This is a genomic window from Streptomyces sp. NPDC018833, from assembly GCF_044390825.1.
In the GTDB taxonomy this organism is placed as follows: domain Bacteria; phylum Actinomycetota; class Actinomycetes; order Streptomycetales; family Streptomycetaceae; genus Streptomyces.
Window position 1 is genome coordinate 13,207 of the sequence record NZ_JBIRZM010000004.1, and the last position, 24,839, is coordinate 38,045.

Below are 24,839 nucleotides of genomic sequence, written 5' to 3' on the forward strand. Positions count from 1 at the left end.
CTCCCCACGCAAGTAGGATCCCTCCCCGCGGATGGAGCCCGTCGCCACGGGGGCGCCGATAGGAACATTTCCGTCCGGCAAGGGAATTGGTGAGCTGTGAGTCAGATCGTCGTCAAGCGCCCACCACGGGCCCTGCCGTCCGAAGTGCCCGGAGAGCAGGTGCAGCTGCAACCCCCGCCCGAGCTGCCCCGCGGGCAGCAGGAGGGTGCGCTGATGCAACTCCTGCCCATGCTCGGCATGGGCGGTTCGGTCGTCTTCTTCTTCATGACCCCGAATCCGATCATGCGGATCATGGGCATGGTGATGATCGCCTCGACGGTGGCCATGGCCATCGCGATGCTCGTCCGCTACCGGCGCGGCACCCAAGGGCAGCTCGCGGACCTGCGGCGCGACTATCTCAAGTACCTCACACAGACACGGCGCACCGTCCTCAGAGCCGCGCATCTCCAACGGGACGCGCAGTTCTATCTGCACCCGTCCCCCGAGCAGTTGTGGGCGCTCGTCGCCGAGGGCAGCCGGGTCTGGGAGCGCCGGGTCGCCGACGACGACTTCGCGCAGGTGCGCATCGGGCGGGGCAGCCAGCAGCTCGCCACGCCGCTCATCGCTCCGGAGACCGCTCCCGTCGACGAGCTGGAGCCGCTCACCGCGGGAGCGATGCAGCAGTTCCTGAACGCGCACAGCACACTCGACGGCCTGCCCATGGCCGTTTCCCTGCGGGCCTTCTACCACTTGACGGTCAGCGGCGATCCCGACTCCGTGCGCTCTGCCGCACGCGCGATGGTGGGTTCCCTCGCGGCGCTCCACTCCCCGCAGGACCTGGTCATCGCCCTCGCCGCGGACTCCGCCGCGGCACCGCAGTGGGAGTGGGCGAAGTGGCTTCCCCACGTGCAGGCACCGGGTGCGGGTGACGGCGCGGGCAGCCGGCGTCTGATCACCACGGACGCACGGGACTTGCAGGACATGCTCGCCGTACGTCTGGAAGGACGCCCCCGCTTCCAGGGCGGGAGCCACCCCCTCCTGGACCAGCCGCACATCGTCGTCGTGCTCGACGGCCAGTCGGTCCCCCAGGCGTCGGCGCTCGCCGCCCCGGAGGGCCTTCAGGGCGTGACCATCATCGAGGTCGTACCGGGCGACATCACGGGAGCCCGCGGCGGCCTCTCCGTGATCGTGCACCCCGACTCCCTGCAACTGGAGTCCGGTCACGGCCTGGTGTACGACGGAACCCCCGACCGTCTGAGCCTCGAGGCCGCCGAGGCCCTTGCCCGTCAACTCGCCCCGCTCCGTATCGCCTCGGGGTCGGACGACGACGAACCGCTGCTCGCCAACCTGGACTTCACCGACCTGCTGAATCTCGGCGACGCCGCGTCGGTCGACGTCAGCCGTACCTGGCGGCCGCGGTCCCAGTCGGAGCGGCTGCGCGTGCCGATCGGTGTCGGCGAGGACGGCACTCCGGTCATGCTGGACCTCAAGGAGGCGGCGCAGGAAGGCATGGGGCCCCACGGTCTGTGCGTCGGCGCCACTGGTTCCGGTAAGTCGGAGCTGCTGCGGACGCTCGTGCTCGGCCTGGCCGTCACGCACTCCTCGGAGACGCTGAACTTCGTCCTCGCGGACTTCAAGGGCGGCGCCACCTTCGCCGGCATGTCCCAGATGCCGCACGTCGCCGCGGTGATCACCAACCTCGCGGACGACCTCACCCTGGTGGACCGCATGGGCGACTCCATCCGCGGTGAACTCAACCGCCGCCAGGAGATGCTGCGCGACGCGGGCAACTACGCGAACATCCACGACTACGAGAAGGCCCGCGCGGCGGGCGCGCCGCTGCAGCCCATCCCGTCGCTCGTCCTGGTGATCGACGAGTTCAGCGAGCTCCTCACCGCCATGCCGGACTTCATCGAGATGTTCGTGCAGATCGGCCGTATCGGACGTTCGCTCGGTGTCCACCTGCTGCTGGCGTCGCAGCGCCTGGAAGAGGGGCGGCTGCGGGGCCTGGAGACGTATCTGTCGTACCGGATCGGTCTGCGCACCTTCTCCGCTGCCGAGTCCCGTGCGGCCATCGGTGTCCCCGACGCCTACACGCTGCCGAACGTCCCCGGCTCCGGGTACCTCAAGTACGGCACGGACGAGATGGTGCGCTTCAAGGCGGCCTACGTCTCCGGTGTGTACCGCTCCAACCAGCAGGCAGTCGTTCCCGGCGGGCCCCTGCCCGTCGACCGCCGGCCGGTGCCCTTCACGGCTGCGCCGGTCGCGGTCCGTTACGTCCAGCCGACCAACCAGGCGCGCGTTCCCGACGCCCGGCCGGCGGAGGACGACGCGCTGGCCGACTCCGTACTCGACGTGATCGTGCGGCGTCTGGAGGGGCGCGGCGCCGAGGCGCACCAGGTGTGGCTGCCACCTCTGGACAACCCGCCGCCGTTGGACGAGATCCTGCCCGGCCTCGCGGGTGTGGATGGCCGCGGCCTGACGCAGCCGGGGTACGAGGGCGCGGGCCGGCTCGTGGTCCCGCTCGGCGTGGTCGACAAGCCCTTCGAGCAGCGCCGCGACACGCTGTACCGGGACTTCTCCGGAGCAGCGGGTCACATGCAGATCGTCGGCGGTCCGCAGTCGGGCAAGTCGACGCTGCTGCGGACGCTCATCTCCGCGTTCGCTCTGACGCACACCCCGCAGGAAGTGCAGTTCTACGGGCTGGACTTCGGTGGTGGCGGCATGTCATCCATCGCGGGCCTTCCCCACGTGGGCGGCGTCGCCTCCCGGCTCGACCCGGAGCGGGTGCGGCGTACGGTCGCCGAGGTCTACGGCATCCTGTCGCGGCGCGAGGAGTACTTCCGCAGCGCGGGCATCGACTCCATCGCCACGTACCGCAGGCTGCGGGCCCGCGGCGAGATCTCGGTGACCGACCAGCCGTGGGGCGACGTGTTCCTCGTCATCGACGGCTGGGGCAACTTCCGCAGCGACTACGAGGGCCTCGAATCCGCGGTCGTCGACATGGCGGCCCGCGGGCTCGGCTACGGCATCCACGTGATCCTGACGGCGTCGCGCTCCATGGAGGTCCGCTCCAATCTCAAGGACCACCTGATGAACCGTCTGGAGCTGCGCCTCGGCGACACGATGGACTCCGAGGTGGACCGCAAGGTCGCCGCCAATGTCCCGGCAGGCGTTCCGGGGCGTGGTCTGACACCGGAGAAGCTGCACTTCATGGCCGCGGTGCCGCGCATCGACGGCATCAACTCGGACAGCGACCTGTCCGAGGCGACCGCCGCCATGACGCAGGAGGTCACCCGGCACTGGACGGCGCCCGGGGCCCCGGCCGTCCGGCTGCTGCCGCGCGAACTGCCGGCCCAGAACCTTCCGGCCGGCTTCGCGGAACCGACGCGTGGCGTCGCGTTCGCCATCGACGAGAACGCGCTGGAGCCGGTCTTCGTCAACTTCGAGCGAGACCCGTTCTTCCTGGTCTTCGGTGAGAGCGAGTCCGGCAAGTCGAACCTGCTGCGGCTGCTCATCAAGCAGCTGACGGAGAGGTACGACGGAGACTCCGCCAAGTTCTTCGTGATCGACAACCGGCGTGCGCTGCTGGACGTCACCCCGGCCAGCCACCTGGCCGAGTACGTCCCCATGTCCAACAACATGGACCACCACGTGGACGCGCTCGCCGACCTGATGCAGCGACGCACTCCTTCTGCCGACGTCACCGCCCAGCAGTTGCGTGACCGCAGCTGGTGGCGCGGCCCGTCGGTGTACGTGGTCGTCGACGACTACGACCTGGTGTCCACGTCGAGCGGCAACCCGCTGGCGAAGCTGACGGAACTGCTGCCGTTCGCACGGGACGTCGGTGTCCGCTTCATCATCGCCCGCAGCGCGGCGGGGGCGAGCCGGGCGGGCTACGAGTCGTTCATGCAGCGGATGATGGAGCTGGGCGCGCAGGGTGTGCTGCTCTCGGGCGATCCGCAGGAGGGCGACGTGCTCGGCGGCGTGCGTATGCGTCCGATGCCGGCGGGCCGCGGCATCTTCGTCTCGCGCCAGCGGGGGAACCCGCTGGTACAGACGGGTCTGATGCCGCCGGAGCTGTCCTGATGATCGGGGCCGCCGTCTTCGCCGGGGTGTTCGCGGTGGCGTTTGTCGCCTGCGGCCTCTTCGTCGACCCGCGCAAACTGTGGTGGCGCTTCCGGGCCCGTCACTTCGACAACCCGGAGGCACACGAGCCGTCGGCGTCGTCGTTCATGTGGCGCCGGGTGGCACTGGTGGTGGTGGGGCTGTTCCTGGGGTGGCAGGTGATCAGCCTGCTACGGCTGGCGGGCGTCTTCGAAACGGGACCGGATCACGCGGAGATCCTGGATCGGGTGGAGAACGCCGCACTGAATCTGGAGACCGAGGACGGCGAAGGCCGCCACAAGTGGTCTTTTGGAGACGGCTCATGGGGCGCGTTCATCGACCCACGGCTCAAGGGGCCAGAGCGTGACGACCCGGTCGCGTCGCTGGTGGAGGACGAGGACGACTCCGGCGGCAAGTGGGACTCCGAGGCCAGCAGGGAAGGGATCGGGGCGGGGTCGGAGTCCGACAGCGAGTCGGGCACTCCCGGCCCGTTCGTGGAACGGTACGAGGTCGACGGCAGCATCTGCCTGACGGTTCACGCGGTTCCGCTGCCGGGGCAGTCGGAGAGGGATGCTGCGATCGACAACTTGCTGTACGGCATCACCACGGATGTCGTGGACGGCCCTTGCACTTAGGCGCAACGCATCACATAGGTTGATTCGGAATTGCAGCCTCATCGTTGTACGGGGGAAGGAGCCCTGCGGATGGCTTGGGACGAGTGGGAGCAATTGAAGGCATCGGCAGCCGAAAAGGACTCGGCGGCGATGCAGCTCAACCGTGTGCCGGACGATCCGGGCGGAGCCGCACCGGGGGGTGACCTGAAGGTCGGCCAGCAGGATCTCGCGGCTGTCGGTGACGCGGCGTTCCGGCTCTTCGACAATCTAGGCAAATACGGCCGTGACGCCTGGTCCATCAGCCAGACGGCCGCGAAGGACCTGAGCACCCAGGGCTTCGCACTGGGCGGCGCGCTCGACCATGTACAGGAGCGCTGGGAGAAGCAGCTCAAGACCCTGCTGGACGCCTGCGCACACATTTCCAATCACATGGATTACACAAAAGGTGCACACGCCGGTGACGAGTACTACATCTACGGCGTTGTGAGCAGCATCGCGACGCTGGACGACGGATTCACCGAGAGGACGCAGCGCTGATGGACCTCGAAACGCTGCGCCATGGGAACTTCGCCCAGCTCGGCCGAGCCATAACTGCGTGGAAGGGCGTGGTGGACAAACTCAAGACGCTGGAATCGGACGCACGGGACGATCTGAAGGCGAAGGCGGACAAGGCCAACTGGGCCGGTGTGAACGCCACGGTCTCCCGTGAGTTCATCACCAAGACGGCGGGTGAGTTCTCCGACGCCCACACCCAGGCAAAGAGCATCCACGACATCCTCAATGACACCCGTGACGAGCTGGTGAGCTACAAGGAGCAGCTGGAGCAGGCACTGGAGCGGGGCCGCAAGAAGAACCTCACGGTGACCCCGACCGCCGGCGGCGGCTTCACCGTGACCATGCTCATCCACCCGGACCGCGCCGCAAAGGGCCACGAGGTCCCGGACCATTCTCCGCAGGACGCGGAGCAGCTGGCGGACGACGTACAGCGCATCCTGAACCGGGCGACGGAGAGCGACACGACGGCGGCGACCGTCCTGCGCGCCCTCGTCGACCAGGCCGAGGTCGGCTTCTCGGGGGCCTCGTACGGCGACCGTGACTCCGCGATCGACGCCATGCGCAAGGCGGAGGAAGCAGCCAAGCTCCTCAAGGAGAAGGGCGACGAGATGTCGCCCGAAGAGTTCCAGCGGCTGAACGGGCTGCTCGCCTCGTACAAGAACGACCCGCTGTTCCAGGAGAAGTTCGCCACGCAGGTGGGACCGAAGGGGATGCTGGAGTTCTGGGCGGACCTCTCAAGCCCCGACACAACGAAGGACCTGACCCGCACGCAGCTCAACCAGCTCGGCGAGTTCCAGAAGAACCTGGGCCACGTCCTGGGCGGCGCCACCCAGTCGGACAGCCCTGCCATGCGGCAGTGGGAGAACGACATGGTGAGGCTTTCGGGCGAGCGGTACAACACCCGTCACGGGGACGTGTGGGGCTTCCAGATCATGAGCAATCTCATGCGCACGGGCGACTACGACGACCAGTTCCTCAACAAGTACGGCAACGAGCTGGTCGCCAAGGAAAAGGAGATGAAGCTCCCGGACCGCTACTGGAACATGCAGCCGAAGCCGAAGATGAACTTCATCGGTGACGAGGAGTTCGGCCGCGACCCGATGACGGGTTTCCTCACCGCACTCGCCAACAGCCCGGACGCTTCAACGGACTTCTTCAACGCGAAGGAGCCTCAGGACAACGCGCAGTGGGTGCTGAAGGACCGCCCGTACTTCGACGACTCCCCATTGGACGACGGCCCGAACGAGGCCAAGGACGCGGCGGGCAAGGCCATGTTCGCGGCCGTGTCGGGCGTCACCGACCCGGAGGCGCCCGGGGCAAAGTTCGAGGAGCACACCCCGGAGCAGCGGGAAGCCATGAAGCGCTCGCTGGCCATCCTGGCCGGCACGGGTAACGACTTCCCGCCGGAGATGCGCGACAGCATGGCGTACGCCATGGGCAACCACGGTGACTGGGTCCACAAGGCCATGAGTGACCCGGTCGGGCGCCACGAGTTGGATGCCGGCCAGCTGATGGAAGTCAGCAAGCAGATCTCGCGGAACAGGGACGACTACCAGACCCTCACCCAGGTCATGCATCAGTCGGTCGTGGCCGACATCGTCACGGAGAAGGCGCACCCGGAGGACAGCCTGGACCGCGCCGGCCGCACCATCGGTTTCCTGGAGGAGGCCCGCTACCAGGCGACCAACACGGACAAGGGCGAAGCCCTCGCCGACGCCTCGTGGGAGAAGTCGTGGAGGTACCACATCGTGGGTGGTCTCCTCACGCCGTGGCATCCGGCCGGCGACGCGGTACAGCGCGGCGTGGACCTGATCACCGCGAAGATGCTCGAGGACGAACAGAACAGGATCAACGCCCAGGCCACCGCCGACCACACCAAGACATACGAGAACCGCAGCGAGGAGCTGCGGGGGCTCGCAGACCTCTGGTACAGGGAGAACAAGGAGTGGGCCGAGGACCCCACGCACGAGGGCTACTCAAAGGATCACGGCATCTACTCGCAGATCGAGGGCGCGGCCAACGACGGCAACAAGAAGGCCGAGGGGGTGTCGGGCACCCAATGACCAGGACACTGCGCCGCACCGCCGCCTCCGCCGTTACCGTGTGCCTCGCCCTGTCCCTCACCGCGTGCGGCGGTGGACGCGAGTACACGGTTCCGAAGGAGGCCTGCGGGGTGCCTCTGAACGAGAAGGTACTAGAGCCGTTCCTCGTGGACGGCGAGAAAATCGACGTCAAGGGCGGCTCCGTGATCGAGACTGGCACGGATACCCGGGGCGCGTGCTGGATCCGGGTGGACGGGAAGCTGGTCGTCAACCTCCAGGTCGACAAGGTCGACAAGCTTTACGACCCGATGGACGCGTCGGAGGAGTTCCGGTTCACCAACCGGGCCAAGATGGAGGACCTGCCGTTCGCAGGGCTCGGGGCGTTGGGCGACTCCTTCTCCATGGTCAGCACGGACTGCTCCGGACCCAAGGCCGACTACCTCATCGCGTACGTCAGCGTCGACGGTGAGGCTGGCGGTGACGTCGCCGAACGCCGCAAGAACATCGAGGCCTTCACGTTGGACTTCGTGCCGAAGGTCAAGAAGACTCTCGGCTGCACGACCTGACGCATCGGCAGCCCTGGCCTTCGAAGGTTCGGCCACGCCTGTGATCCTGCGGACCGCACGCGGTCCGCAGGATCACAGGCCAGGGGTACGAGGCACGCCCTGGCCCAGCTTCAGCACGGCCCCTCCGCGACGTCCACCGTGAGCTCGACGGTCAAGCTCGACATACCTGTTTCCGGCCTCGGAGGAGACACGCGCATGCAGTAGGTGGTCTCGACGTCGTCCGTGGTGATCTCGAAGGCGTCAGCATCGACACCGGCCGCGTCCGAGTCCTCGATTTTCTCGACGTGGACAAGCCCGGGCTCAGGCCCCTCCCCGGTCTCCTCGATGGCGTCCCCGATCAAACCCTCGTAACCGTAGTAGCCCCGCAATGTCTGCGGCTCTGCTTCCATGTGGCGAGCGGACTCGTGGACGGCGTCACGTAGCTCGCCCTCGCTCCACTGCGCGCTGTCGAAGAGGTCGTACAGGTACGCGATCAGCAAGACGGCGCTGACCGCGATCAAGGCCCTCCCGATGGGGTTGTTCGGGTTGTACGCATACCCTCCCCACCTGCGGACGAAGATCGGCTCATCATCATGGGCTCCGCTCACGCCGTGAGCGTAACGAACGACCAGTCGCGGCCCGCGGCGAAGTCCCCGCCACGACGAACACCGAGCCGGGAGGCAACGTCGGCCGGCGGTGAGCGTGCAGTCGACGAGAGCTGGCGCAGCGCCGCGCCCGAACCGAACCCGAGGGAAAGGCAGAGGATGTCAAGGCGTCATGGCCTGTCGCCGTTGGTCTGACCGGGTCCGGGGCATGGCAGGGGCAGCCACAGATCAGGTGGTACACCCCGGGCACGCCGCTGCCGCAGACCACGTGATCCCGGCGGCGGTCGTGGCGGTGCCGACGATGCAGAGCGGCGACCGGAACTCGGGTTCGGGGGCATGGTCCGTCACTGGTCCTGCTCCGGCTGCCCGAACGCGCCGGGCAGCCGAGGGCGAGCAGGGTCACGTTCACCGCGTCGGCGATCTCAGGGCTGACCCACCAGGCGTCCCCCACGCCGTCGCGATGTGGACCCTCGTGCCCCGTTCCGCCAATACACAGACCGATCCATCACACACCGGCCTGACCACGGCAGCGACGGTGAACACACACCGCCGCACCCCGCAGCTGCCCATCACGCCCCGGCTCACCGGGCAACCTCGACGACGTGGATGTTCCGGTGGTCGTTGTCCACGCGCGACCGTGGCCAGCCACAACGCCCGCCGCCTCCTGTGCTGCGCGGCTGGGCAGGAGTAGGCCGGGAGGTACGGGCACCAGGGGTGACCGGGCGCCGTCCCGCTGTACATGCAACTGGCTGACGCGATCGCAGCAAAGATCGCCAGCGGGGTGTAGCAGGACCGCATGATTCCCACCCCTGCCCGCCTCGCCGATGAATATGGCATCGCACAGATGACGGCGCGTCGCGCCATGCGTGAACTTTGCGAGCGCGGCCTGATCTTCACCGTGCCCGGCAAGGGCTCTTATGTCACGCCCGCCGCCGGGGCACCAGGGTCCCGCCGATGAGCCGCGCAAAGCGTAACGACACCTCTCGAGTTGGACAGCCAACGCTGACAATCGTGGGAGCAGGAGGCAGCGGTTCTCCACTGACCACCGATTGACGCAATGACGCCCGCTCGCGAGCCCGTGAACCCCGGACGCGAAACAACCCCTACCTCTCGATAGGCTCCCGTGGTTGTTCACTTTCAAAGGGGGATTCGCAGATGGAACGCGGGCGCACGGAACGCCCCACGGGCGACGGCGTGCGCCGGATCGGCCCGTACCAGCTGATCACCCGGCTCGACCCGATGGGCCCCGGTATCCCGCCCGTGCCGGAGCACCGGTTCGTCGCGCGCAGCGCGGACGGTGACCGCACGGTCCTGGTCAGCGCGCCGTTGGAGGGGATCGACGGAGGGCGGTTCCTCGTCGAGGCGCAGGCCGCGCGCGGGTTCGGCGGGCCGTGGGTGCTGCCCGTGACAGAGGTGTCGCCGACTCCGGCCGCAGCCTGGTACGCGACGCCTTATCTCCCCGTGCTCCCTCTGCCCGTCGCGCTCGACGTGCACGGCGGCCCGTTGCCCGAGCACACCGTACGAGCCCTGGGAACGGCCCTCGCCGACACCCTGGCGACCGCGCACGCGGCGGGCGTCACCTATGCGGGCCTGTCCCCCGCCGCGGTGCTGGTCGCCTGGGACGGGCCACGTCTGACCTGCTTCGGCTCCGTACGGGCGGCTGCGCCGGACGGAGAGCCGCGCAGCGGCCGTCCCGGGCTGGAGCCGGGCAGCCTGGCCCCGGAGGCGGCAGCCGGCGGACGCCCGCGCCCCGCGGGCGACATCCACGGCCTCGGCGCGGTCCTCGCGTACGCCGCCACCGGCCACACGGTCCCGGAGCGCTCCGAACTCCCGGAGTCCCTGCGCCCCTTGATCTCACGCTGCCTGTCCCGCGATGCGGCCGACCGCCCGACGGCCTCCGAGCTGCTGCTCGCGCTTCCGCCGGCCTCCTCGGCGCCGTCGGCGACGGTGCTGGACTCGTCGGCGTCACTGCTGTCACCCGGCTGGCTGCCGGGCCGTGTGGTCGCGGCACTCGCCCGCCAGTCGGCCCAGCTCCTCGCGGCCGAGATCCGTGTCCCCCAGACCGCCCCCAGGACCTGATGACCATGCTTGCGCCACTGACCCACGACGACCCGGGCGAGATCGGCGGCCACCGGCTCCTCGCCCGCCTCGGCCACGGCGGCATGGGCACCGTCTACCTCGCCCGCACCCCTGGCGGACGCACCCTCGCCCTCAAGACGATGCACGCCCGCATCGCGACCGACCCCGCGGCGCGCACCCGTTTCCACCTGGAGACCGACGCCGCCCGCATCATCGGCGGCCACCACGGCGCCACTGTCGTCGACGCCGACCCCACCGCCGAAACCCCCTGGCTCGCCACCGAGTATGTGCTCGGACCACCCCTAGACGACGCTGTCGCCCTGTGTGGCCCCCTGCCCGAGGCGTCCCTCCGTGCCCTGGGCGCGGCCCTCGCGGGCGCCCTTGCCCAGCTCCACGGCTCCGACGTCGTCCACCGCGACCTGAAGCCCTCCAACGTCATGATCACGGCCCACGGCCCCAAGATCATCGACTTCGGCATCGCTCGCGCGGCCGGCGACGACCGCCTCACCCGCACCGGCACCGCCGCAGGCACCCCCGCGTTCATGTCCCCGGAACAGGCCACGGGCCAGGAACACACACCCGCCGGCGACGTGTTCGCGCTCGCCGGGGTCCTGGTCTTCGCGGCCTCGGGCCACGGCCCCTTCGGCACGGGCCAGGCGGCCGACCTCCTCTACCGCGTCCGCTACGCCGACCCAGACCTGGCAGGGGTGCCGGCGGGGCTGGCCGCGATCTTCCAGCGCTGCTTGGCGAAGGACCCTGCTCAACGCCCCACCACCGGCCAGCTGGCGGCCGAACTGCACGACGGGCACGGCGAGTTTGCCGACCACCTTCCGGCCCCACTGCTCACCGACATCGCCCGCCGGGCGACGGAGGTCTGGCAACACCGGCCACAACGATTGCCTGCACCGGCAGGCCACACCGCCGAGGACACCGTCCCGGCACCCCTCCGGGAAGTCAGCCGCCGCAAGCTCCTCACAATCGGTGGCGCGGGTCTCGTCGGCGCTGCGGCGATCGGTGGTGGCATCTGGACGTGGGCGACCTCGGCGGACAGCAGTAGCGCCCCGGGCCCCAGGAACACATCCCCCACGCCGGTGGCCGAGAAGGGCGACTGGCTGTGGGAGCTTCCGCTGCGTCTGGAGGGAGCCTCGCTGGCGCCGCCAATGCCCCTGTCGTTCGGCCCGACGCTCGCCATCGCGGACGACGACGGGCTGCGGACCATCGACGTCAACACGGGTCGCGTCGACACCCCCCTGCTGAAGGGCCCGGCCCACCGGTGCGTTTCCGACGAAGACATCGACTCGAGCGGGGTCTACGCCTCCGAAGCCCTGCCCTCCAGCCACCACACGCTTTCCATCGCGTGGATCAGAAGCTTCCGCGACCTGAAGCCCGCTGTCGTAGAACTCAAGGACTACAACGGAGCTCTCCCCGCGACTCAACTCCTGGGCGCTTACGCTGGTGTCGTCTTTCTTGCGGCAGGACAGGGTGAGCACTCCGGCACGGGCGTCGGCTACGACAGTTCCCAGAAGTGGTACCTGCTCGCTGTCGACGTGCACACTGCCAAAGTGCGGTGGCGGCAGCCGCTTCCCTCCCGACCGCGAACGTCGGACCGGTTGCATTTCCTGGCCGCGCGGTCGGTCAAGGACCATCTGGTCGTCCTTCAGGAAATGCCCGACGGCACGGTCACTCTGGCCGTCCACGACTCGCGCCGGGGAAAGGAACTGTGGCGGCAACCACTCGACGTCCCCGACCCGGACGCCATCAGGGGAATCCTGGAGGCCGATGACTGGGGCGTTTACCCCCCGGTGGGTCAACTACGCGCGCTCGAGCTGAAGGACGGTAAGGAGAAGTGGTCCTTTGGGCCGGGCCGCGCCAAGGCACAGACGGGACCGCCCGTAGAGAAGGGAAGTGAGTTGTACGCCGTCGAGGAGGGCCTCGGTCTTGTTGCCCTCAACTCGATCACGGGGGACCTGCTGTGGCGAACCCCCGACCGCAGCGGGGCCGACCTAGACGTGACGCTGCCGCCCGCACCCGGCGTCGGCGAAGTTTACGCATACAGCAGCGAGTCCGGACTGCTGCGGTCGTTCTCCATTTCCATCGAACCGAGCAACGGAGGCAAGGCAGGCAGGACCCGCAAGGCTCGAGGGGATCGCTTCTATGCATACCACGGCATCCCGGAGGCGATTGTCGCCATCGGCAAGGATTATTTCGCCGCCTATCCATACAGCTGACCCCGATCGCATAGAGAGCAGCCTCCCTCGTGAAACCCCTCGGCACCGGCGACCCGCTCCGACTCGGACCGTACCGACTCCTCGGCGTCCTCGGCGAGGGTGGCATGGGCAAGGTCTACTTCGGCCAGGACTCGTTCGGCAGAAAGGCCGCCGTGAAGGTCCTCCGCCCTGAACTGGCACATAACACGAATCTGACGCAACGCTTCGTCCGCGAGGCCCAGATGGCGCAGTCCGTCACCAGCACAGGCGTGGCAAGGGTGCTCGGGGCGGACACCGAAGGCGGCCGCCCGTGGATCGCCACCGAGTTCCTGACGGGTCCGACACTGGACGATGCCGTCCGCAGTCATGGGCCACTGGACGAGCCGACACTGCGCGTATTGGCCTCCTCACTGGCCCGGACACTGGCCGACATCCATGCCGCCGGGCTGATTCACCGCGACCTCAAGCCTGCCAACATCGTGCTGACCTCGGCAGGACCGCGGGTCATCGACTTCGGCATCGCCCGGCCCGAGCACGGGCTCACCCTCACGACCACCGGACAGATCCCTGTCACTCCCGGCTTCGGCGCTCCCGAGCAGGTGTTGGGGCAGCGTGTCGGGCCGGCGGCGGACGTGTTCTCGCTGGGTGCCGTGCTGATCTACGCGGCCACGGGGAACCAGGCATTCACCGGAACCCACGTCGCCGCGGTGCAGTACGAGGTCGTGCACGGAACACCCCGTACGGACCGCGTCCCACCGCATCTCGCGCCACTCATCGGCCCCTGCCTCGCCAAGGACCCCTCGCACCGACCGACACCCGGTCAGCTGGCGGCGGCGTTTACTCCCGCCCGTGGCGCTGAACGGGTGTGGCGCCACGGGCCGCTGGCCTCGGACATCAAGGAGCTGGAGCGTACGATCCACCACCTGACGACTGTGGTGACCTCTTCGGCCTCTGAGCGAATGTCGCGACGACGCCTGCTCACCACGCTTGCGGTGGGCGGCGCGGTGCTTGCAGCCGGAGCCGGGGCGACGGCCTGGTGGCTGGGAAGCGGTGGTGACTCGGGTCCCTACGCCCTGCCTCCGGCGGCCGACACCCCGATGGCTGACCCGGTCGACGCGACGGCCAAGGGGCCCAAGCCACTGTGGGGCCCCGTGCGGCTGCTCGGTGAGCAGGGGGGCGGGCTGGTGCCTGTACGCGATGTCGTGCTCGCTATAGGCAACGCGGAGACTGGAGTGACTGCCCACAGCGTCGTCGACGGCAAGCGCCGCTGGCACGCCCCCAGCCCGGTCGCGGCCGCCGGCATCATCACCTTGTCGGACGCCCTCGTCGCGGGCGTGGACAAGAAGGGCGACGTCGTGACGTTCGTCGCCTCGTCGGGCGAAGCCCGGTGGTCGGTCCCCGCATCCGCGAAGTACATCCTCGCGGCCGACGACTCGGCCGTGTACATCGTCACCCAGAACGACCGCCTCCGCGGCATCAGCCGCTCCGACGGCACCATCCTCTGGACCGTCCGCCCCAGGGTCTTGCTGGATGCCGAGACCCGTCCGCGCAGCGTCGCCGGGGGCGGCCGACTGGTGATCGCGACGGGCAAGGGCCGCATTCTGGTCGTCGACACGGCCGACGGACACGAGGTGTGGAACATCGACGACCAGGGGCCCATCGGGTCGGGTCTCCGCCCCGTGTTGCACGAGGACATGGTCCTCATCAACGGTGGCACGCTGACCGCCCGCAGTCTGTCGGACGGCACCGAACGGTGGGCGAAGACCATCACGGACCACGGCATGCTGCGGCCCTCGGGCCCCCCTCTCGTCCAGGACGACATCGTGTACAGCACACAGGGCCAGCACATATGGGGCTTCGACGCCGCAGACGGCACCGAGATCTGGAGATCACCAGGGGGCTACTTCGCGGACAGCCCGGTGGTGGTGCAGGGCGATGCGGTGTGTGCCATCAGTTCGAGGACAAGCGATGGCGACGACTGGGCACTCCATGCAATGTCGCGCAGCAATACCAAGCACGTCTGGAGCCGCCCACTGCCGAATGACGGCGGCACCAACTGGGTGTACGGCGACGGCAACCGCCTCTTCGTGAGGTCGGGCAAGGAAGCGGTGGTGCTTCCGGTGTTTGAGTGACACCTGATCCGCGCGACGACTTCGCGACAGCCCTCTGGCGTGCGGCACATCGGCGGGGCCGGAGCATAGGCACAGGGTGGGCACCTCCCGCGCGTGCCCACCCTGTCGGTTGTCCAGCTGTCTGTTGTTCGACCGTGGGCCTAGAAGTGACCGGCTGCCTTCTTGTCGCCGGTCTGGTAGGCCGGGCCCGCCTCCCGAACTACCTTCGCAATGCCCTTCAGCGCCGTGTGAATCGCGCGCGTCTCGTCGTCCCACTTCTTGTGGGCGCCGTCGGCCGCAGTCTTCGCCTCACCCTCCCAGTTGTTGGAGGCGGTGCGGATCTGCGTCTGGATGGCCTCCAGCGTGTCGTCCAGGCGCTTGGCCTGCTTCTCGATGGTCGTAGCGGCCTCTTCGAGCGAGGCGTAGGTGACGAGCATGACGCCGTCGTTCTTTGTCGACATGGTTCCTCCAGGTTCTGTGGATGCCTATGAGTTGGCTGGTGTGGTTTCCGACGCGTATGTCAGTAGCCCGCGATGTTCGACGTGGCCTTCTTCTCGGCTCCTGCGTCGCCCGAGAAGCCCGCGGTCACGTCGACGCCCTTCAGGGCCGCCTCGATCTCGTCTTCGGTGTTGCCTGCGGTCACCCGCGTCACCTGGATGGCTTCCTGGAAGTTGAGCATCAGCTTGGCGATGCGCACCATGCCCTGGTTGATCTCGTTCTGCGTACGGTCGAAGGCACCGGCGCCGATGCCCTTCCAGCGACCTTCGAGGCTGTCGATGACGCCCTGGAGAGTCTTCAGCTGTCCCTTGACGTCCTCGAACTTGCGGGTGAGTTCGTCCTGGAAATCCTTGAGACTCTGATCGCCAACCTTCTGCACTGACATGTGTCGCTTCCCTTTCCTGGGTTCTCATTGGAGCTGCGCCCGCCCTGTCGCGCGCACGCAGAATGGTCTGAGTCGAGCGTCCCGGCCGGTGCCTCCGGGCCGGGACGCTGTCAGGCGGTGCGCCGCTTGCGTGCGAACGCGTAGGCCGCCCCCGCAACAACGACCACGGCTGCGGCACCACCGATGATCAGTCCGAGCCGGCTGTCGTCGTCGGCACTGTTGTCAGACCCTGTCACGGCGGCAGCGGAGTCGGGCTTGTCCTTGGGGGCTTGTGACGAAGCTGGTGCAGAGGGCTTTGGTGAGGCGGATGAGCCAGGAGCACCGCCGACCTTCTCATTTGTGAGAGGGCTGATGCTCGGGTCACCCGGCTTGCCGATGCCTCGGTTGATGTGGGCGCCGGGACGGACGATGCCGTGACCGAGGTACCGGCTGAGAGTTCCCTCTTCCCAGTCGTCTCCACGTGCGGCTGACTCGAACATGACGCGGAGGACCTGGTTGGCGGTCCAGTCGGGGTGCGCGGACCAGATGAGGGCGGCGGAGGCGGAGGCGAGGGCGCTGGCCGAGCTGGTGCCGCCGTCTCCATCGCAATAGCGAGTGAAGTCCTCGTCACACCAACCGGGGATGTCGTTAGCGGGAGCGGCAAGATCCACGAAGTCGCCGTGCTGGGAGTAGTCGGCTACTTGGCCATCTCGATCGGTTCCGGCGACAGCAATCGCCTCGGGGTAACTCGCCGGATACTGCGGCTTGTTGCCCTTCTTGGCGGTGTTCCCTGTACCCGCGAAAAGTAGCTTCCCCTTCTGTTGAGCATACTCAACCGCGTCCCGAACTGCCGAGCTGTAGTAGTCGCTGGCCATCGAGATATTGATGATCTGGGCCTCGCTGTCGGCTGCGGCCTTGATCGCCTCCTCCATGTCGAAGGCGTTCACACCCTGATTGTTCTGCAGCTCGGTATCGCTGACCCGAAACGGAATGACCTTGGCTCCGGGTGCCAGACCCTTAAGGCCGCCGCCAGCCCCGGTGCCGGCAATGAGCTCGGCCATCGTCGTTCCGTGACCACTGTAGTCATCGGTCTCGTCGCCCTTGGCCTCCGCGACATCTATTCCCTTCAGGACCTGGCCCCTGAGGGAGGATGTGCTCGGGTTCACGCCGGTGTCGATGACGGCGACTTTGATCCCTTGGCCAGTTGAGGTCTTCCAGATTTCCTCGGCGTGCATGGCGTCCAAGTACCACTGCTTCGACTGTGCATCAGCAGCATTTGCGGCTGGTGCGATCCCCGAGAAACTTGCTGTCAGCGCTGCGACCACCGTCACGGGGCCCATCAATCGCCGTCGAAACCCTCGGACCTCAATCATTCCTGCCGTCATCCTGACTTCCGAACCTTCCCCAGTGCTTACTCGATCACCGGCGGCACGGGTCCACGCCGACGGTTGGCCCACGTCTCTTCGTCTTCTGTCAGGTAGTCCGGGCGAGTCGATCCCTCGCGGTCCGTACCGTCATCACCTGCCTGGCGTCGGTTTCCACGACCGCCCACAGAATCCGCGCCCCTGGACACCTTCGCCCCGGTGCCGGGGCGAGAGCCGGGAGTACGCGGCATCCCGACAACTCCGTTCGCGCTGGGAGTACCCCGCCCGACCGGCCTGTTCGCCTTGTCACCGGTTCCGGCACCGACGACACCCGCCTGGCTGGGCCGACCCACGGAGGGCCGGCGCGCGCCCGGGCTCTCCCCACCGATGACCGTGCCCTTGGGAAGCCGCGATACTGCGGTCCCGCCGGTGGCGCTCTGTGGCCTGCCCCCGACGATTCCATCAGCCCGTCCACCACGGGTGACCGCAGGGCCGGTGTTGCGCCCGCCGACGGGCAGTCCGGTACTGGTGGGCCGACCGACAACAGGCGGCTGGCCCTTGCCGCCACCGACGGCCGGCCGCATTGTGTTGTTGGGCGGAGTACCCATGACAGGAGGGCGTCCGGTTGGGTTGGCGCGCCCGGTGGTCGGCGCAGGAGCCCGCCCCGGAGGAACTGTGTTCCTTCCGGCAGGTCCAGTAGTCCGTCCAGTCGGAGGTTCACCGGCCTTGCCAAAGCGCTCCATTGGGGGCCTCGTGCCCGAGGGACCAGTCCTTCGGGAGTCGCCGGCCGGGCCGAACCGAGGCACCGCCTTGGACACCGGGGGGGCAAAGTTCTCCGCCATGGGGGGAACAGGACCCTGGTTTGTGGGGGGCGTTCCCGTCGTAGGGGAAGGCGGCGTTGCGGTGGGCGAGGGCGGAAGCGTCGTGACGGTATCGATCTCCATGGAGGTCGAGTCCGGAACCGGCTCCGCCTTGCCGAGCGCCCCGGTTCTGGGTGCCGTCTCCGCGGGGCCGACCTCAGCAATGCCCGTGCCCCCGCTGGACGACTGCGACAGCTCGCCCCGAAAGGCGCCAGAGCTGGAGTCCTCCGGAGGCCGGATTGACCCCGTTGGCGCCGGCACCGCCGCCCTGTACGACTTCGGCGGCGGCGGCATCTCCTGGCTTGCCAGCGTCGACTGCGACACCACGTAGTACGAGCCCAGACGGTTCATCTGGTTGATGGCCTCCTGCCGGTCCTTCTCGACCTGCAGCGCCTTCTGGTACTCGGGGTTGTCCTGCCGCTTTTCCTCCGCCTTGAACTGCTGCGGCGTCCTCTGCTCGGCAGGAGCACGGTCGTCGCGTGGCGGCCTCGCGTTCCGCACCGATGCGAGACCCGTGCTGGCAACCTTCATCTGCGCGCCGACGGCATTGGAGACCTTGGCGATCTTCCACGCGTAATCGACCACACCGAGGCCGTACTCCTGGAAGGCGGTGGCTCCCTCGCCCTCCCATTCGGTCTTCTTGACGAAATCGTTCAGGTCTTTGGCCGCCTTGTTGATGGCAATCGTCGCCTTCTCCAGGGCCTCGCCGGCGTTCTCCAGGTCGGCGGGTTTGGCGTGCTCCACGAGGTCCAGCAGGTAGTTGAGCTTCTCGCCCTCGAAGGAGGTCTCGCCCAGGGCGATGTAGCCCGCGCCGGGGCCGAAGATGTCGACAATGTCCGACACGCGCGCCAGCATGTCGATGCCGGCGAACTTACCCTGAATCTGGGCCTCTTCTGCCTGCTGCTGCTGCTCCGGCGTCTTCGGCTTCTCAGGCGTCGGCTGCTTCTCTTCACTCATCGGTCATCCCCCATATCCGCCACCGCTCTTGGCGTCATTGCGAACAGGCGGGGGAGGAGCAGGCTTGTCGCCCTTGCCCTTCTCCCGCTCCTCCTTCTCCCGCCGTTCCACCTCCTGCTGGCGCTCGAACTCGTCCCGCTCCTTGTCCAGGCGACCCTGAATCTCGTGGAATCGACGACGCTCGTCCTCGTCCACGTTGTCGTAGCCGACGTCGGCCGCGTGGACTCCGATCGTCAGCAGCTCGATCTGATCGCCCAGTTTCTTCGACAGCACAACGAGCGCCTTGTGAACGCGGTTGTACTCCTGGTAGAAGTCCTCCGCCTGCGCGAAGTTGCCGCCGAACGAGGCTCGCGTCACTCGCTCCGCAGCGACCTTGGCCGTACCCCCGTCGCCGCCCTCCAGGTCCGCGAGCACGGCGTCGACCCGATCACGGAACTTCTTCAGCGCGCCTACACCGCGCTCGAGGTCACTCACCACTGCCGCCCCCGTCACCAACTACCTCGAGCACGATGCCCATTCCTCCCCGTTTGCTACAGCCGTCCTGCATGGCGATCGTGGTGACTCGCCATCCCCCGATCGATTGCATCGGATACCACTCTAACCACCGGCTACGACAGTCCCAAGTGCCTTATCCGTCACGGGACTTCAACGCTTCGACCCGCCCACGCCGTGTGCGGCTGCAATCGTCACCGCCCTGTCACGGTCTTGGCACAACCGCCTCAGCCGGCCGCCCGCCGCGTGACCCTTCGGCTCCTGCGCCGGGAGTCGCGGAGAGCGACCGCCGCGCCCGTGATCGCCGCGACCAGCACACCGCCACCCACCATGACGTACGTCGCGAGGCGGGCGTTGCGTTCCTCCGGCGTCTCGCCCAGGTGCAGTTCGGCCGGGGTCGGGGCCTCCGCGCGGGTGACGCCTTCGTGTGCGACCGGCTTCTCGATCGGCTTGTCGTCCTCGGTCAGGGCCCGGACCGGGTCGACCACTCCCCAGCCGACGAGGCGGTCATGACCGGCGATCGAGCGCTCCGCGGTCTGCTGGATCTGGGCGACGATCTGCTCCTGGGTCCAGTCGCCGTGCTTGGCCTTGACCAGGGCGGCCAGTCCGGCGACGTAGGGGGCGGAGAAGCTCGTGCCGGTGTCGGCGCAGTGGCCGCCTCCCGGCACCGTGGAGATCATGTCGACGCCCGGGGCGGCCACGCCCACGAAGTCGCCGGACTGGGAGAACTGGGCCCGTTCGTTGTTGCGGTCCGACGAGGCGACGGCCAGCACGCCGTCGTACGAGGCGGGGTAGGTCCGCTTGACGTTGCCGCCCAGTCCGTCGTTGCCCGCCGACGCGACGACGACGATGTCCCGCGCCAGGGCGGCATCCACGGCCTGCTTGAGCGCGGGTGCCGGTTCCACGGCATTCGCCGTGTCCTGCGAGATGTTGATGACGTCGGCCCTTTCGTCGATCGCGTGGCGGATCGCCTGGGCCAGGGTCTCCGCGGTGCCGCGACCGTCCGCGTCGTTCTGCTGGATCGGGATGATCGTGGCGTTCGGCGCCAGCCCGACGAAACCGGTGCCCTTGGCGGGGCGGGCGGCGATGATGCCGGCCACCTTGGTGCCGTGCCCCACCGTGTCCGTGGTGCCGTTCTCCTTGCCGCGCTCGATCTTGTTCCCGTTGTCGTCCTTCGCGTTCTTCGGGATCAGGTTCACGCCGCTCTTGGTGTCCACGGCCTTCGTCAGCTGGGGGTTCCTGACGTCGACGCCCGTGTCGATGACGGCCACACGAACCCCCTTGCCGGTCGACTGCTTCCACAGCTCGTCCAGCAGGACGCGCTGGAGCGACCAGGGGCGGCCTTCGTACTTCTTCCCGGGAAAGGTGCACTGCGTGTCATCCGCCGCCGCGGTGGTCATGGGCAGGCCGATGACCGTGAGCGCGGTGGCGGCCGCGACGTTGAGCAGGCGCCGGCTGGTGTTCGTCATCTTCGTACCGGCCCTCACGAGCCCTGGGGCTGCCGCGCGGCCCCGGTCGACAGGCGCGGCCCGGTGGGCAGGAACGTCGACCACTCCGCGGGGATGGGCAGCGGGTCGACGCCCTTGTAACCGAGCCGGTTCTGGGCCTGCTGGGCTTCCGCCTGGCGCGCCTGCTTCTCCGCGGCCGAACCGGAGGAGCCAATGCCTGAATCGTCGGTGGCGCTGTCGCCGTTGGACTGCATCGCGTAGCGCAGCCCGGTGTCGGTCACGAGGAAGAGGAAGCCGCTGCCGGTCGTGGATCCCTTGAACTGCCGGAACAGCTGGCCGGATCCGGGCGTGACGTAGGCGCTGCTGGAACCGGTCGGCATCGTGGCCGGGAAGTTGGTGCCCGCCCAGGTGCTGAGCGTGGTGGCTCCGTTGTCGGCGTCCACCGATCGCAGGACGTTGCACACCGTGTTGCGGCTGTCCTGGGCCGTGCTCGCGTCGTTGACGGGCACCGGTGCCGCCTGCGGCCACTTCTTGTCCTGGCCGAACGCCCGGCCCGGCTGGAAGGCGCCGGCGCTGACCGCGGTCGCCTCGCCGGCCTGGCCGAGGTCGACGAGCTGCCGGCTGTTGAGCAGCAGCTTGGCGGTGAAGTCCGACACGGGGGCGACCCGTCCCTGCAGGACGACGTACATCTGCTTCTTCGTGCCACTGGTGGCGGACAGGACCATGCCGACCCTGTTGACCTGGGGGTCGAGCTCACCGGGGATGTTGGCGGGGGTGTTGACCTGCCCGGGGACGGTCGGGAAGGTGATGGTGTCGCCCTTGTGGAGGGTGGCGAGCCACGCCTCGGACACCCGCTGCGCCGCGCGGTCCTGGCCGACCAGCTGGCGCAGCAGCAGTTCGTCCTTGTCCACGCGGTAGGCCGTGCCGGCCGCGTCGACCACGTAGCGGGTCTTGTCGGGGCCTTCGACGTAGAGCAGTTCGCCGCCGGTCAGACGGTTCGCGCCTTCCGTCTTCTTCGCCTCGCGCTCGGCGAGGACGAACGCCGCCTTCTGGATCGCCCGGCCGCCCTCGCCCGGCCGTTCGCACACGGCCCAGCGCTTGGCCGCGCCGGCTTCCTTGCTGTCGGGCAGGCGGTCGGGGGCGTACGGGATGCCGAGCGTGGCGCCGTGCGGGATCTTGCCGCTGTCGAGGACCGACTCGTCGACGTTGATGACCTTGCCCTTGTCCGGGTTGAGCAGGAGCTTGGCCGACGACATGTTCAGCACCGGATGCAGCTGCGTCTTCTTCCCGGTGGTGAGCACGACGTAGCGAGTGGTGGACTTGCTGGCGATGATGACGTTCTCACCCGGCTTGTCCCAGTCCTTGGGGGCAACCGGCTTGAACATTCCCCAGGCACCGAAAATCGCGAGAATCACCACACCGACGATCGCTCCGGGAGCCACCGCACGCAGCGGGCGCGGTGCACCTTCCTCCGAGCCGGTCGCATTCGGCTGCACGAACTGTGCAATAAGCCTCCGCTTCGCGAAGGTGTAGGCGTTCAGTTCGTCCCGTCGTGATGCCATCTGTTCGCTGTCCCTCTCCCCGCTGGGCGACCAGGTTCCCACACTCATCGGAACGGCCTGCCGTCCTGCCGCCCCTACTATGCCTGCTGGCGCTTGCGTCTCACTGCTCAGGTAGGGTGATCGCCCGGTCAACGCCCATGGGAATTTGGTTATTACGGACACGAGGGGGCAACGCGGCGATGGGTACGGCGACGCGTGCGCGTAACGGGCGGACCACCGGTCAGGCCCCTGGGACTTCCCGACGGCAACGCAGCAATGCGCCGACTGCACCTGCCGCGCGGGGCGTTCCGGCGGTGACAACACTGCGCCCTCTGTCGCGCACCAGCCGTGTCGGTCCGTTCCAGCTGCGGCAACTGGTGCTGGTGGAGTCGGCGTTGGCCCTGGTCGCGGTCGGATTCGCACTGGGCGGTCTGTGGCTCGTGCCGACGTGCGTCGTCGCGGGGCTGCTGGTGCTGCTCGCGGTGATCCGCCGCCGTGGCCACGCCCTTCAGGACTGGCTGGCCACGGCGATGTCATTGCGTACGCGCAGGAGGAACACGGCTCCTTCGGCGCCCGATGCCGACCCCTCCCTGGCACCTGTCACGGAAAGCGTTCCGGGCCTGCGCCCCTCTCCGTTCGTCGACCGGAACCGTCGCACCGTCGGAATGCTGGGTGACGGCACCTTCCTGACCGCCGTGGTGCGCGTCGAGGCCAGCGGGTCGGCGCTGCGGCCGGCGTTCGGCGCCCGTGCACTCCCCCTTTCCCTCCTGGGCGATGCCCTCGCGGTGGACGACATCGTGGTCGAGTCGGTGCAGTTGGTACAGCAGGTTCGGCCGGCTCCGGCGCCCCACCTCCCGCAGCAGTCGGTGGCCCGGCTCTCGTACGCGCCGCTCCAGGAGCAGACGGGTGCACCCGCGCTGCGGATGACCTGGGTGGCCGTGAAGATTGATCCGGAGCTCTGCCGGGAGGCCGTGGAGGCCCGTGGGGGCGGCTTCGAAGGGGCCCAGCGCTGTCTGGTGCGCGTCGCGGACCATGTCGCGAGCCGTATCACCGGAGCGGGCTTCCAGGCCGTCGTCCTGGATCAGGAGGAGCTGAACTCCACTGTCGCGACCGCGGCATGCGCCAGTCCGCGCGCGGCGGCCCGCGCCGGGCGGCCCGACGCGGCCCCCGCGCGCCGTACCGCGGAGACCTCCCGGGTCTGGCGGTGCGACGACCGGTGGCACACCACGTACGCGGTCGGCCGGTGGCCCGAGCTCGGGCGGGGAGCGGCTCCCCTGCCGAAACTGGTGTCGCTGCTCACCGCGGTCCCCGCGTACGCGACCACGTTCAGCCTCACCGTGCGGCGCGGATCACGCCAGGGAGCGATGGACGTGGGCGGCCACGTACGGATCACGGGTGGCTCGGACACGGAACTGGTCGGAGTCCGGCGTGCGTTGGAGCAGGCCGCGCGCACCGCGAAGGTCGGTCTGCTGCGACTGGACCGCGAACAGCTGCCCGGCGTGCTCGCGACGATGCCTCTGGGAGGTGCTCGGTGATGGCTCGTGCCGGAACGTCGAAGGGTCTGCGGGGTCTGATCGGGCCGCGTCACGCGGGGCACACCATGGCCGCCGATCACCTCGGTGCCCTCTCCCTGCCGGTGGGTGACGACGGCGTGGTCATCGGCGACGACGCCGAGGGCCGTCCGCAGATGGTGGGCTTTCACCGCTCGACCCCGTACGAGGTGCTGCTGATCGGCGGCCTGTGGACCGCGCAGATACTGGCACTTCGGGCGGCGGGTACCGGCGCGAGGGTCGCGGTGGAGACCGGGCGCGCACGGGAGTGGAGCGTTCTGGCCCAGGCGGCCGGCGCGGGCCTGGAGTGCATCACGCTCCATGACGTGGGCCGTGTGCCTCCGATGGGTGCGACCGTCGGCAGTCCCGTCGTGGTGGTGCGCGACTGCGGTATGCGGCCGCCGCGCGGGCGCGTCGTGTCCTCGCCGTGGCAGTCCGTTCTGACCCTGCTGCCGTATCTGAGTCCGGTGGCGCCGCGGTTGTTGCGTTCCGCGACGCTGGTCGGTGTCCAGCGGGTCTCGCCGCAGGAAGCGCACCAGATCGGACGCATTCTGGGGCTTGCCCAGGGCGAAATCGATGCTCTGCCGACGCTGGCTGACGGCGTCACGCTGTGGTGCGCCGGACGTGAGCGCCACTGGGTCATGACGAGCGCGACGGATGCGGAGTCCGGTCTGCTCGGCGTGGCCCGCCGGATGGACTGACCCTGTGCGTGAGGTCTGTGGACCCTGCGCGTGAGCTCCGCGGACGTGGATTCTCCGGCGGACGCCACGTAGGGGTGAACGGCCGCGGTATCCGGCGACACGTCACCTCACCGAGGGCGGTCCCGAAGTCGTCCACCCGCGCGGCCCACTGGCCTAGGATGTTCCACGGTGACGGAGAGCGACGCTGAACTACGCGGCGCCACGAGGCACTTGGGCCGTT

At 68.5% G+C, this 24,839-nt stretch carries 19 protein-coding genes; 11 read left to right on the forward strand and 8 right to left on the reverse strand.

The features are described from left to right. Window positions 1-96 precede the first annotated feature (96 nt). The 5 genes from eccCa to ACH5AF_RS09875 all read left to right on the forward strand — a co-directional run bounded on the left by eccCa (window position 97) and on the right by ACH5AF_RS09875 (window position 7,863). Window positions 97-4,068 carry a type VII secretion protein EccCa gene (gene eccCa, locus ACH5AF_RS09855; protein ID WP_398901041.1) on the forward strand — a complete coding sequence of 1,324 codons (3,972 nt, stop codon included), beginning with the start codon at window positions 97-99 and terminating at the stop codon, window positions 4,066-4,068. Continuing rightward, a complete protein-coding gene (locus tag ACH5AF_RS09860) occupies window positions 4,068-4,721 on the forward strand; it encodes a hypothetical protein (RefSeq protein ID WP_398901042.1) in 654 nt (217 codons plus the stop codon). Before eccCa ends, ACH5AF_RS09860 begins: the two co-directional genes overlap by 1 nt. A 69-nt stretch (window positions 4,722-4,790) precedes the next feature. After that, window positions 4,791-5,237, forward strand: a complete 447-nt coding sequence (locus ACH5AF_RS09865) for a hypothetical protein (RefSeq protein WP_398901043.1) — start codon at window positions 4,791-4,793, stop codon at window positions 5,235-5,237. Beyond that, entirely contained in the window at window positions 5,237-7,318 is a 2,082-nt protein-coding gene (locus tag ACH5AF_RS09870; protein ID WP_398901044.1) for a hypothetical protein, read from the forward strand. The genes ACH5AF_RS09865 and ACH5AF_RS09870 overlap by 1 nt, the downstream gene beginning before the upstream one ends. Continuing rightward, window positions 7,315-7,863 (forward strand): hypothetical protein, encoded by a 549-nt coding sequence (locus ACH5AF_RS09875; protein ID WP_398901045.1) that lies wholly within the window; start codon window positions 7,315-7,317, stop codon window positions 7,861-7,863. Before ACH5AF_RS09870 ends, ACH5AF_RS09875 begins: the two co-directional genes overlap by 4 nt. A 110-nt stretch (window positions 7,864-7,973) precedes the next feature. On the opposite strand, the gene ACH5AF_RS09880 is transcribed toward ACH5AF_RS09875, so the two are convergent. Then, complete coding sequence (locus tag ACH5AF_RS09880) at window positions 7,974-8,450, reverse strand: hypothetical protein (protein ID WP_398901046.1); 477 nt, start codon at window positions 8,448-8,450, stop codon at window positions 7,974-7,976. Between the two features lie 793 nt (window positions 8,451-9,243). On the opposite strand from ACH5AF_RS09880, the gene ACH5AF_RS09885 reads away from it, so the two are divergent. From ACH5AF_RS09885 to ACH5AF_RS09900, 4 genes are all read left to right on the forward strand, one after another. Further along, on the forward strand, window positions 9,244-9,405 hold the full coding sequence (locus ACH5AF_RS09885) for a GntR family transcriptional regulator (protein ID WP_398901048.1): 162 nt from the start codon (window positions 9,244-9,246) through the stop codon (window positions 9,403-9,405). Between the two features lie 197 nt (window positions 9,406-9,602). Continuing rightward, window positions 9,603-10,526, forward strand: coding sequence for a serine/threonine protein kinase (locus tag ACH5AF_RS09890; RefSeq protein WP_398901049.1), 924 nt, complete (start codon window positions 9,603-9,605; stop codon window positions 10,524-10,526). Window positions 10,527-10,531: 5 nt separating this feature from the next. Then, entirely contained in the window at window positions 10,532-12,754 is a 2,223-nt protein-coding gene (locus tag ACH5AF_RS09895) for a protein kinase (RefSeq protein ID WP_398901050.1), read from the forward strand. Between the two features lie 29 nt (window positions 12,755-12,783). Next, window positions 12,784-14,865: a serine/threonine-protein kinase gene (locus tag ACH5AF_RS09900; protein ID WP_398901051.1), complete on the forward strand. Its 2,082-nt coding sequence runs from the start codon at window positions 12,784-12,786 to the stop codon at window positions 14,863-14,865. Between the two features lie 140 nt (window positions 14,866-15,005). Here the strand turns inward: ACH5AF_RS09900 and ACH5AF_RS09905 are convergent, their stop codons facing one another. The 7 genes from ACH5AF_RS09905 to eccB form a co-directional block, all read right to left on the reverse strand. Then, on the reverse strand, window positions 15,006-15,305 hold the full coding sequence (locus tag ACH5AF_RS09905) for a WXG100 family type VII secretion target (protein ID WP_398901052.1): 300 nt from the start codon (window positions 15,303-15,305) through the stop codon (window positions 15,006-15,008). A gap of 59 nt (window positions 15,306-15,364) precedes the next feature. Beyond that, window positions 15,365-15,727, reverse strand: coding sequence for a WXG100 family type VII secretion target (locus ACH5AF_RS09910; protein WP_398901054.1), 363 nt, complete (start codon window positions 15,725-15,727; stop codon window positions 15,365-15,367). A 110-nt stretch (window positions 15,728-15,837) separates the two neighbouring features. After that, a complete protein-coding gene (locus ACH5AF_RS09915) occupies window positions 15,838-17,079 on the reverse strand; it encodes a S8 family serine peptidase (RefSeq protein WP_398901055.1) in 1,242 nt (413 codons plus the stop codon). A 38-nt stretch (window positions 17,080-17,117) separates the two neighbouring features. After that, complete coding sequence (locus ACH5AF_RS09920; RefSeq protein ID WP_398901056.1) at window positions 17,118-18,887, reverse strand: hypothetical protein; 1,770 nt, start codon at window positions 18,885-18,887, stop codon at window positions 17,118-17,120. Window positions 18,888-18,890: 3 nt separating this feature from the next. Further along, the gene (locus tag ACH5AF_RS09925; RefSeq protein ID WP_398901057.1) at window positions 18,891-19,361 is read right to left on the reverse strand and encodes a hypothetical protein; all 471 of its coding nucleotides are present in this window, start codon (window positions 19,359-19,361) and stop codon (window positions 18,891-18,893) included. 245 nt (window positions 19,362-19,606) lie between these two features. Continuing rightward, window positions 19,607-20,848, reverse strand: a complete 1,242-nt coding sequence (gene mycP / locus ACH5AF_RS09930) for a type VII secretion-associated serine protease mycosin (protein ID WP_398901058.1) — start codon at window positions 20,846-20,848, stop codon at window positions 19,607-19,609. A 14-nt stretch (window positions 20,849-20,862) separates the two neighbouring features. Next, window positions 20,863-22,389, reverse strand: a complete 1,527-nt coding sequence (gene eccB, locus ACH5AF_RS09935) for a type VII secretion protein EccB (protein ID WP_398901059.1) — start codon at window positions 22,387-22,389, stop codon at window positions 20,863-20,865. A 179-nt stretch (window positions 22,390-22,568) separates the two neighbouring features. Here eccB and eccE point away from each other — a divergent pair, with 179 nt between their 5' ends. Together eccE and ACH5AF_RS09945 are read left to right on the forward strand one after the other, a co-directional pair. Continuing rightward, window positions 22,569-23,903, forward strand: a complete 1,335-nt coding sequence (gene eccE / locus ACH5AF_RS09940; protein WP_398901062.1) for a type VII secretion protein EccE — start codon at window positions 22,569-22,571, stop codon at window positions 23,901-23,903. Then, window positions 23,903-24,619, forward strand: a complete 717-nt coding sequence (locus tag ACH5AF_RS09945) for a hypothetical protein (RefSeq protein WP_398901063.1) — start codon at window positions 23,903-23,905, stop codon at window positions 24,617-24,619. Before eccE ends, ACH5AF_RS09945 begins: the two co-directional genes overlap by 1 nt. The last annotated feature ends 220 nt before the right edge of the window (window positions 24,620-24,839 follow it).

What these genes read in the sequence shown, in the direction of transcription:
- ACH5AF_RS09860 (WP_398901042.1), top strand. Translation starts at nt 4,068, where the DNA reads ATGATCGGGGCCGCCGTCTTCGCCGGGGTGTTCGCGGTGGCGTTTGTC.
- ACH5AF_RS09865 (WP_398901043.1), top strand. Translation starts at nt 4,791, where the DNA reads ATGGCTTGGGACGAGTGGGAGCAATTGAAGGCATCGGCAGCCGAAAAG.
- ACH5AF_RS09870 (WP_398901044.1), top strand. Translation starts at nt 5,237, where the DNA reads ATGGACCTCGAAACGCTGCGCCATGGGAACTTCGCCCAGCTCGGCCGA.
- ACH5AF_RS09875 (WP_398901045.1), top strand. Translation starts at nt 7,315, where the DNA reads ATGACCAGGACACTGCGCCGCACCGCCGCCTCCGCCGTTACCGTGTGC.
- ACH5AF_RS09885 (WP_398901048.1), top strand. Translation starts at nt 9,244, where the DNA reads ATGATTCCCACCCCTGCCCGCCTCGCCGATGAATATGGCATCGCACAG.
- ACH5AF_RS09890 (WP_398901049.1), top strand. Translation starts at nt 9,603, where the DNA reads ATGGAACGCGGGCGCACGGAACGCCCCACGGGCGACGGCGTGCGCCGG.
- ACH5AF_RS09895 (WP_398901050.1), top strand. Translation starts at nt 10,532, where the DNA reads ATGCTTGCGCCACTGACCCACGACGACCCGGGCGAGATCGGCGGCCAC.
- ACH5AF_RS09905 (WP_398901052.1), bottom strand. Translation starts at nt 15,305, where the DNA reads ATGTCGACAAAGAACGACGGCGTCATGCTCGTCACCTACGCCTCGCTC.
- ACH5AF_RS09910 (WP_398901054.1), bottom strand. Translation starts at nt 15,727, where the DNA reads ATGTCAGTGCAGAAGGTTGGCGATCAGAGTCTCAAGGATTTCCAGGAC.
- ACH5AF_RS09915 (WP_398901055.1), bottom strand. Translation starts at nt 17,079, where the DNA reads ATGATTGAGGTCCGAGGGTTTCGACGGCGATTGATGGGCCCCGTGACG.
- ACH5AF_RS09920 (WP_398901056.1), bottom strand. Translation starts at nt 18,887, where the DNA reads ATGAGTGAAGAGAAGCAGCCGACGCCTGAGAAGCCGAAGACGCCGGAG.
- mycP (WP_398901058.1), bottom strand. Translation starts at nt 20,848, where the DNA reads ATGACGAACACCAGCCGGCGCCTGCTCAACGTCGCGGCCGCCACCGCG.
- eccB (WP_398901059.1), bottom strand. Translation starts at nt 22,389, where the DNA reads ATGGCATCACGACGGGACGAACTGAACGCCTACACCTTCGCGAAGCGG.
- eccE (WP_398901062.1), top strand. Translation starts at nt 22,569, where the DNA reads ATGGGTACGGCGACGCGTGCGCGTAACGGGCGGACCACCGGTCAGGCC.
- ACH5AF_RS09945 (WP_398901063.1), top strand. Translation starts at nt 23,903, where the DNA reads ATGGCTCGTGCCGGAACGTCGAAGGGTCTGCGGGGTCTGATCGGGCCG.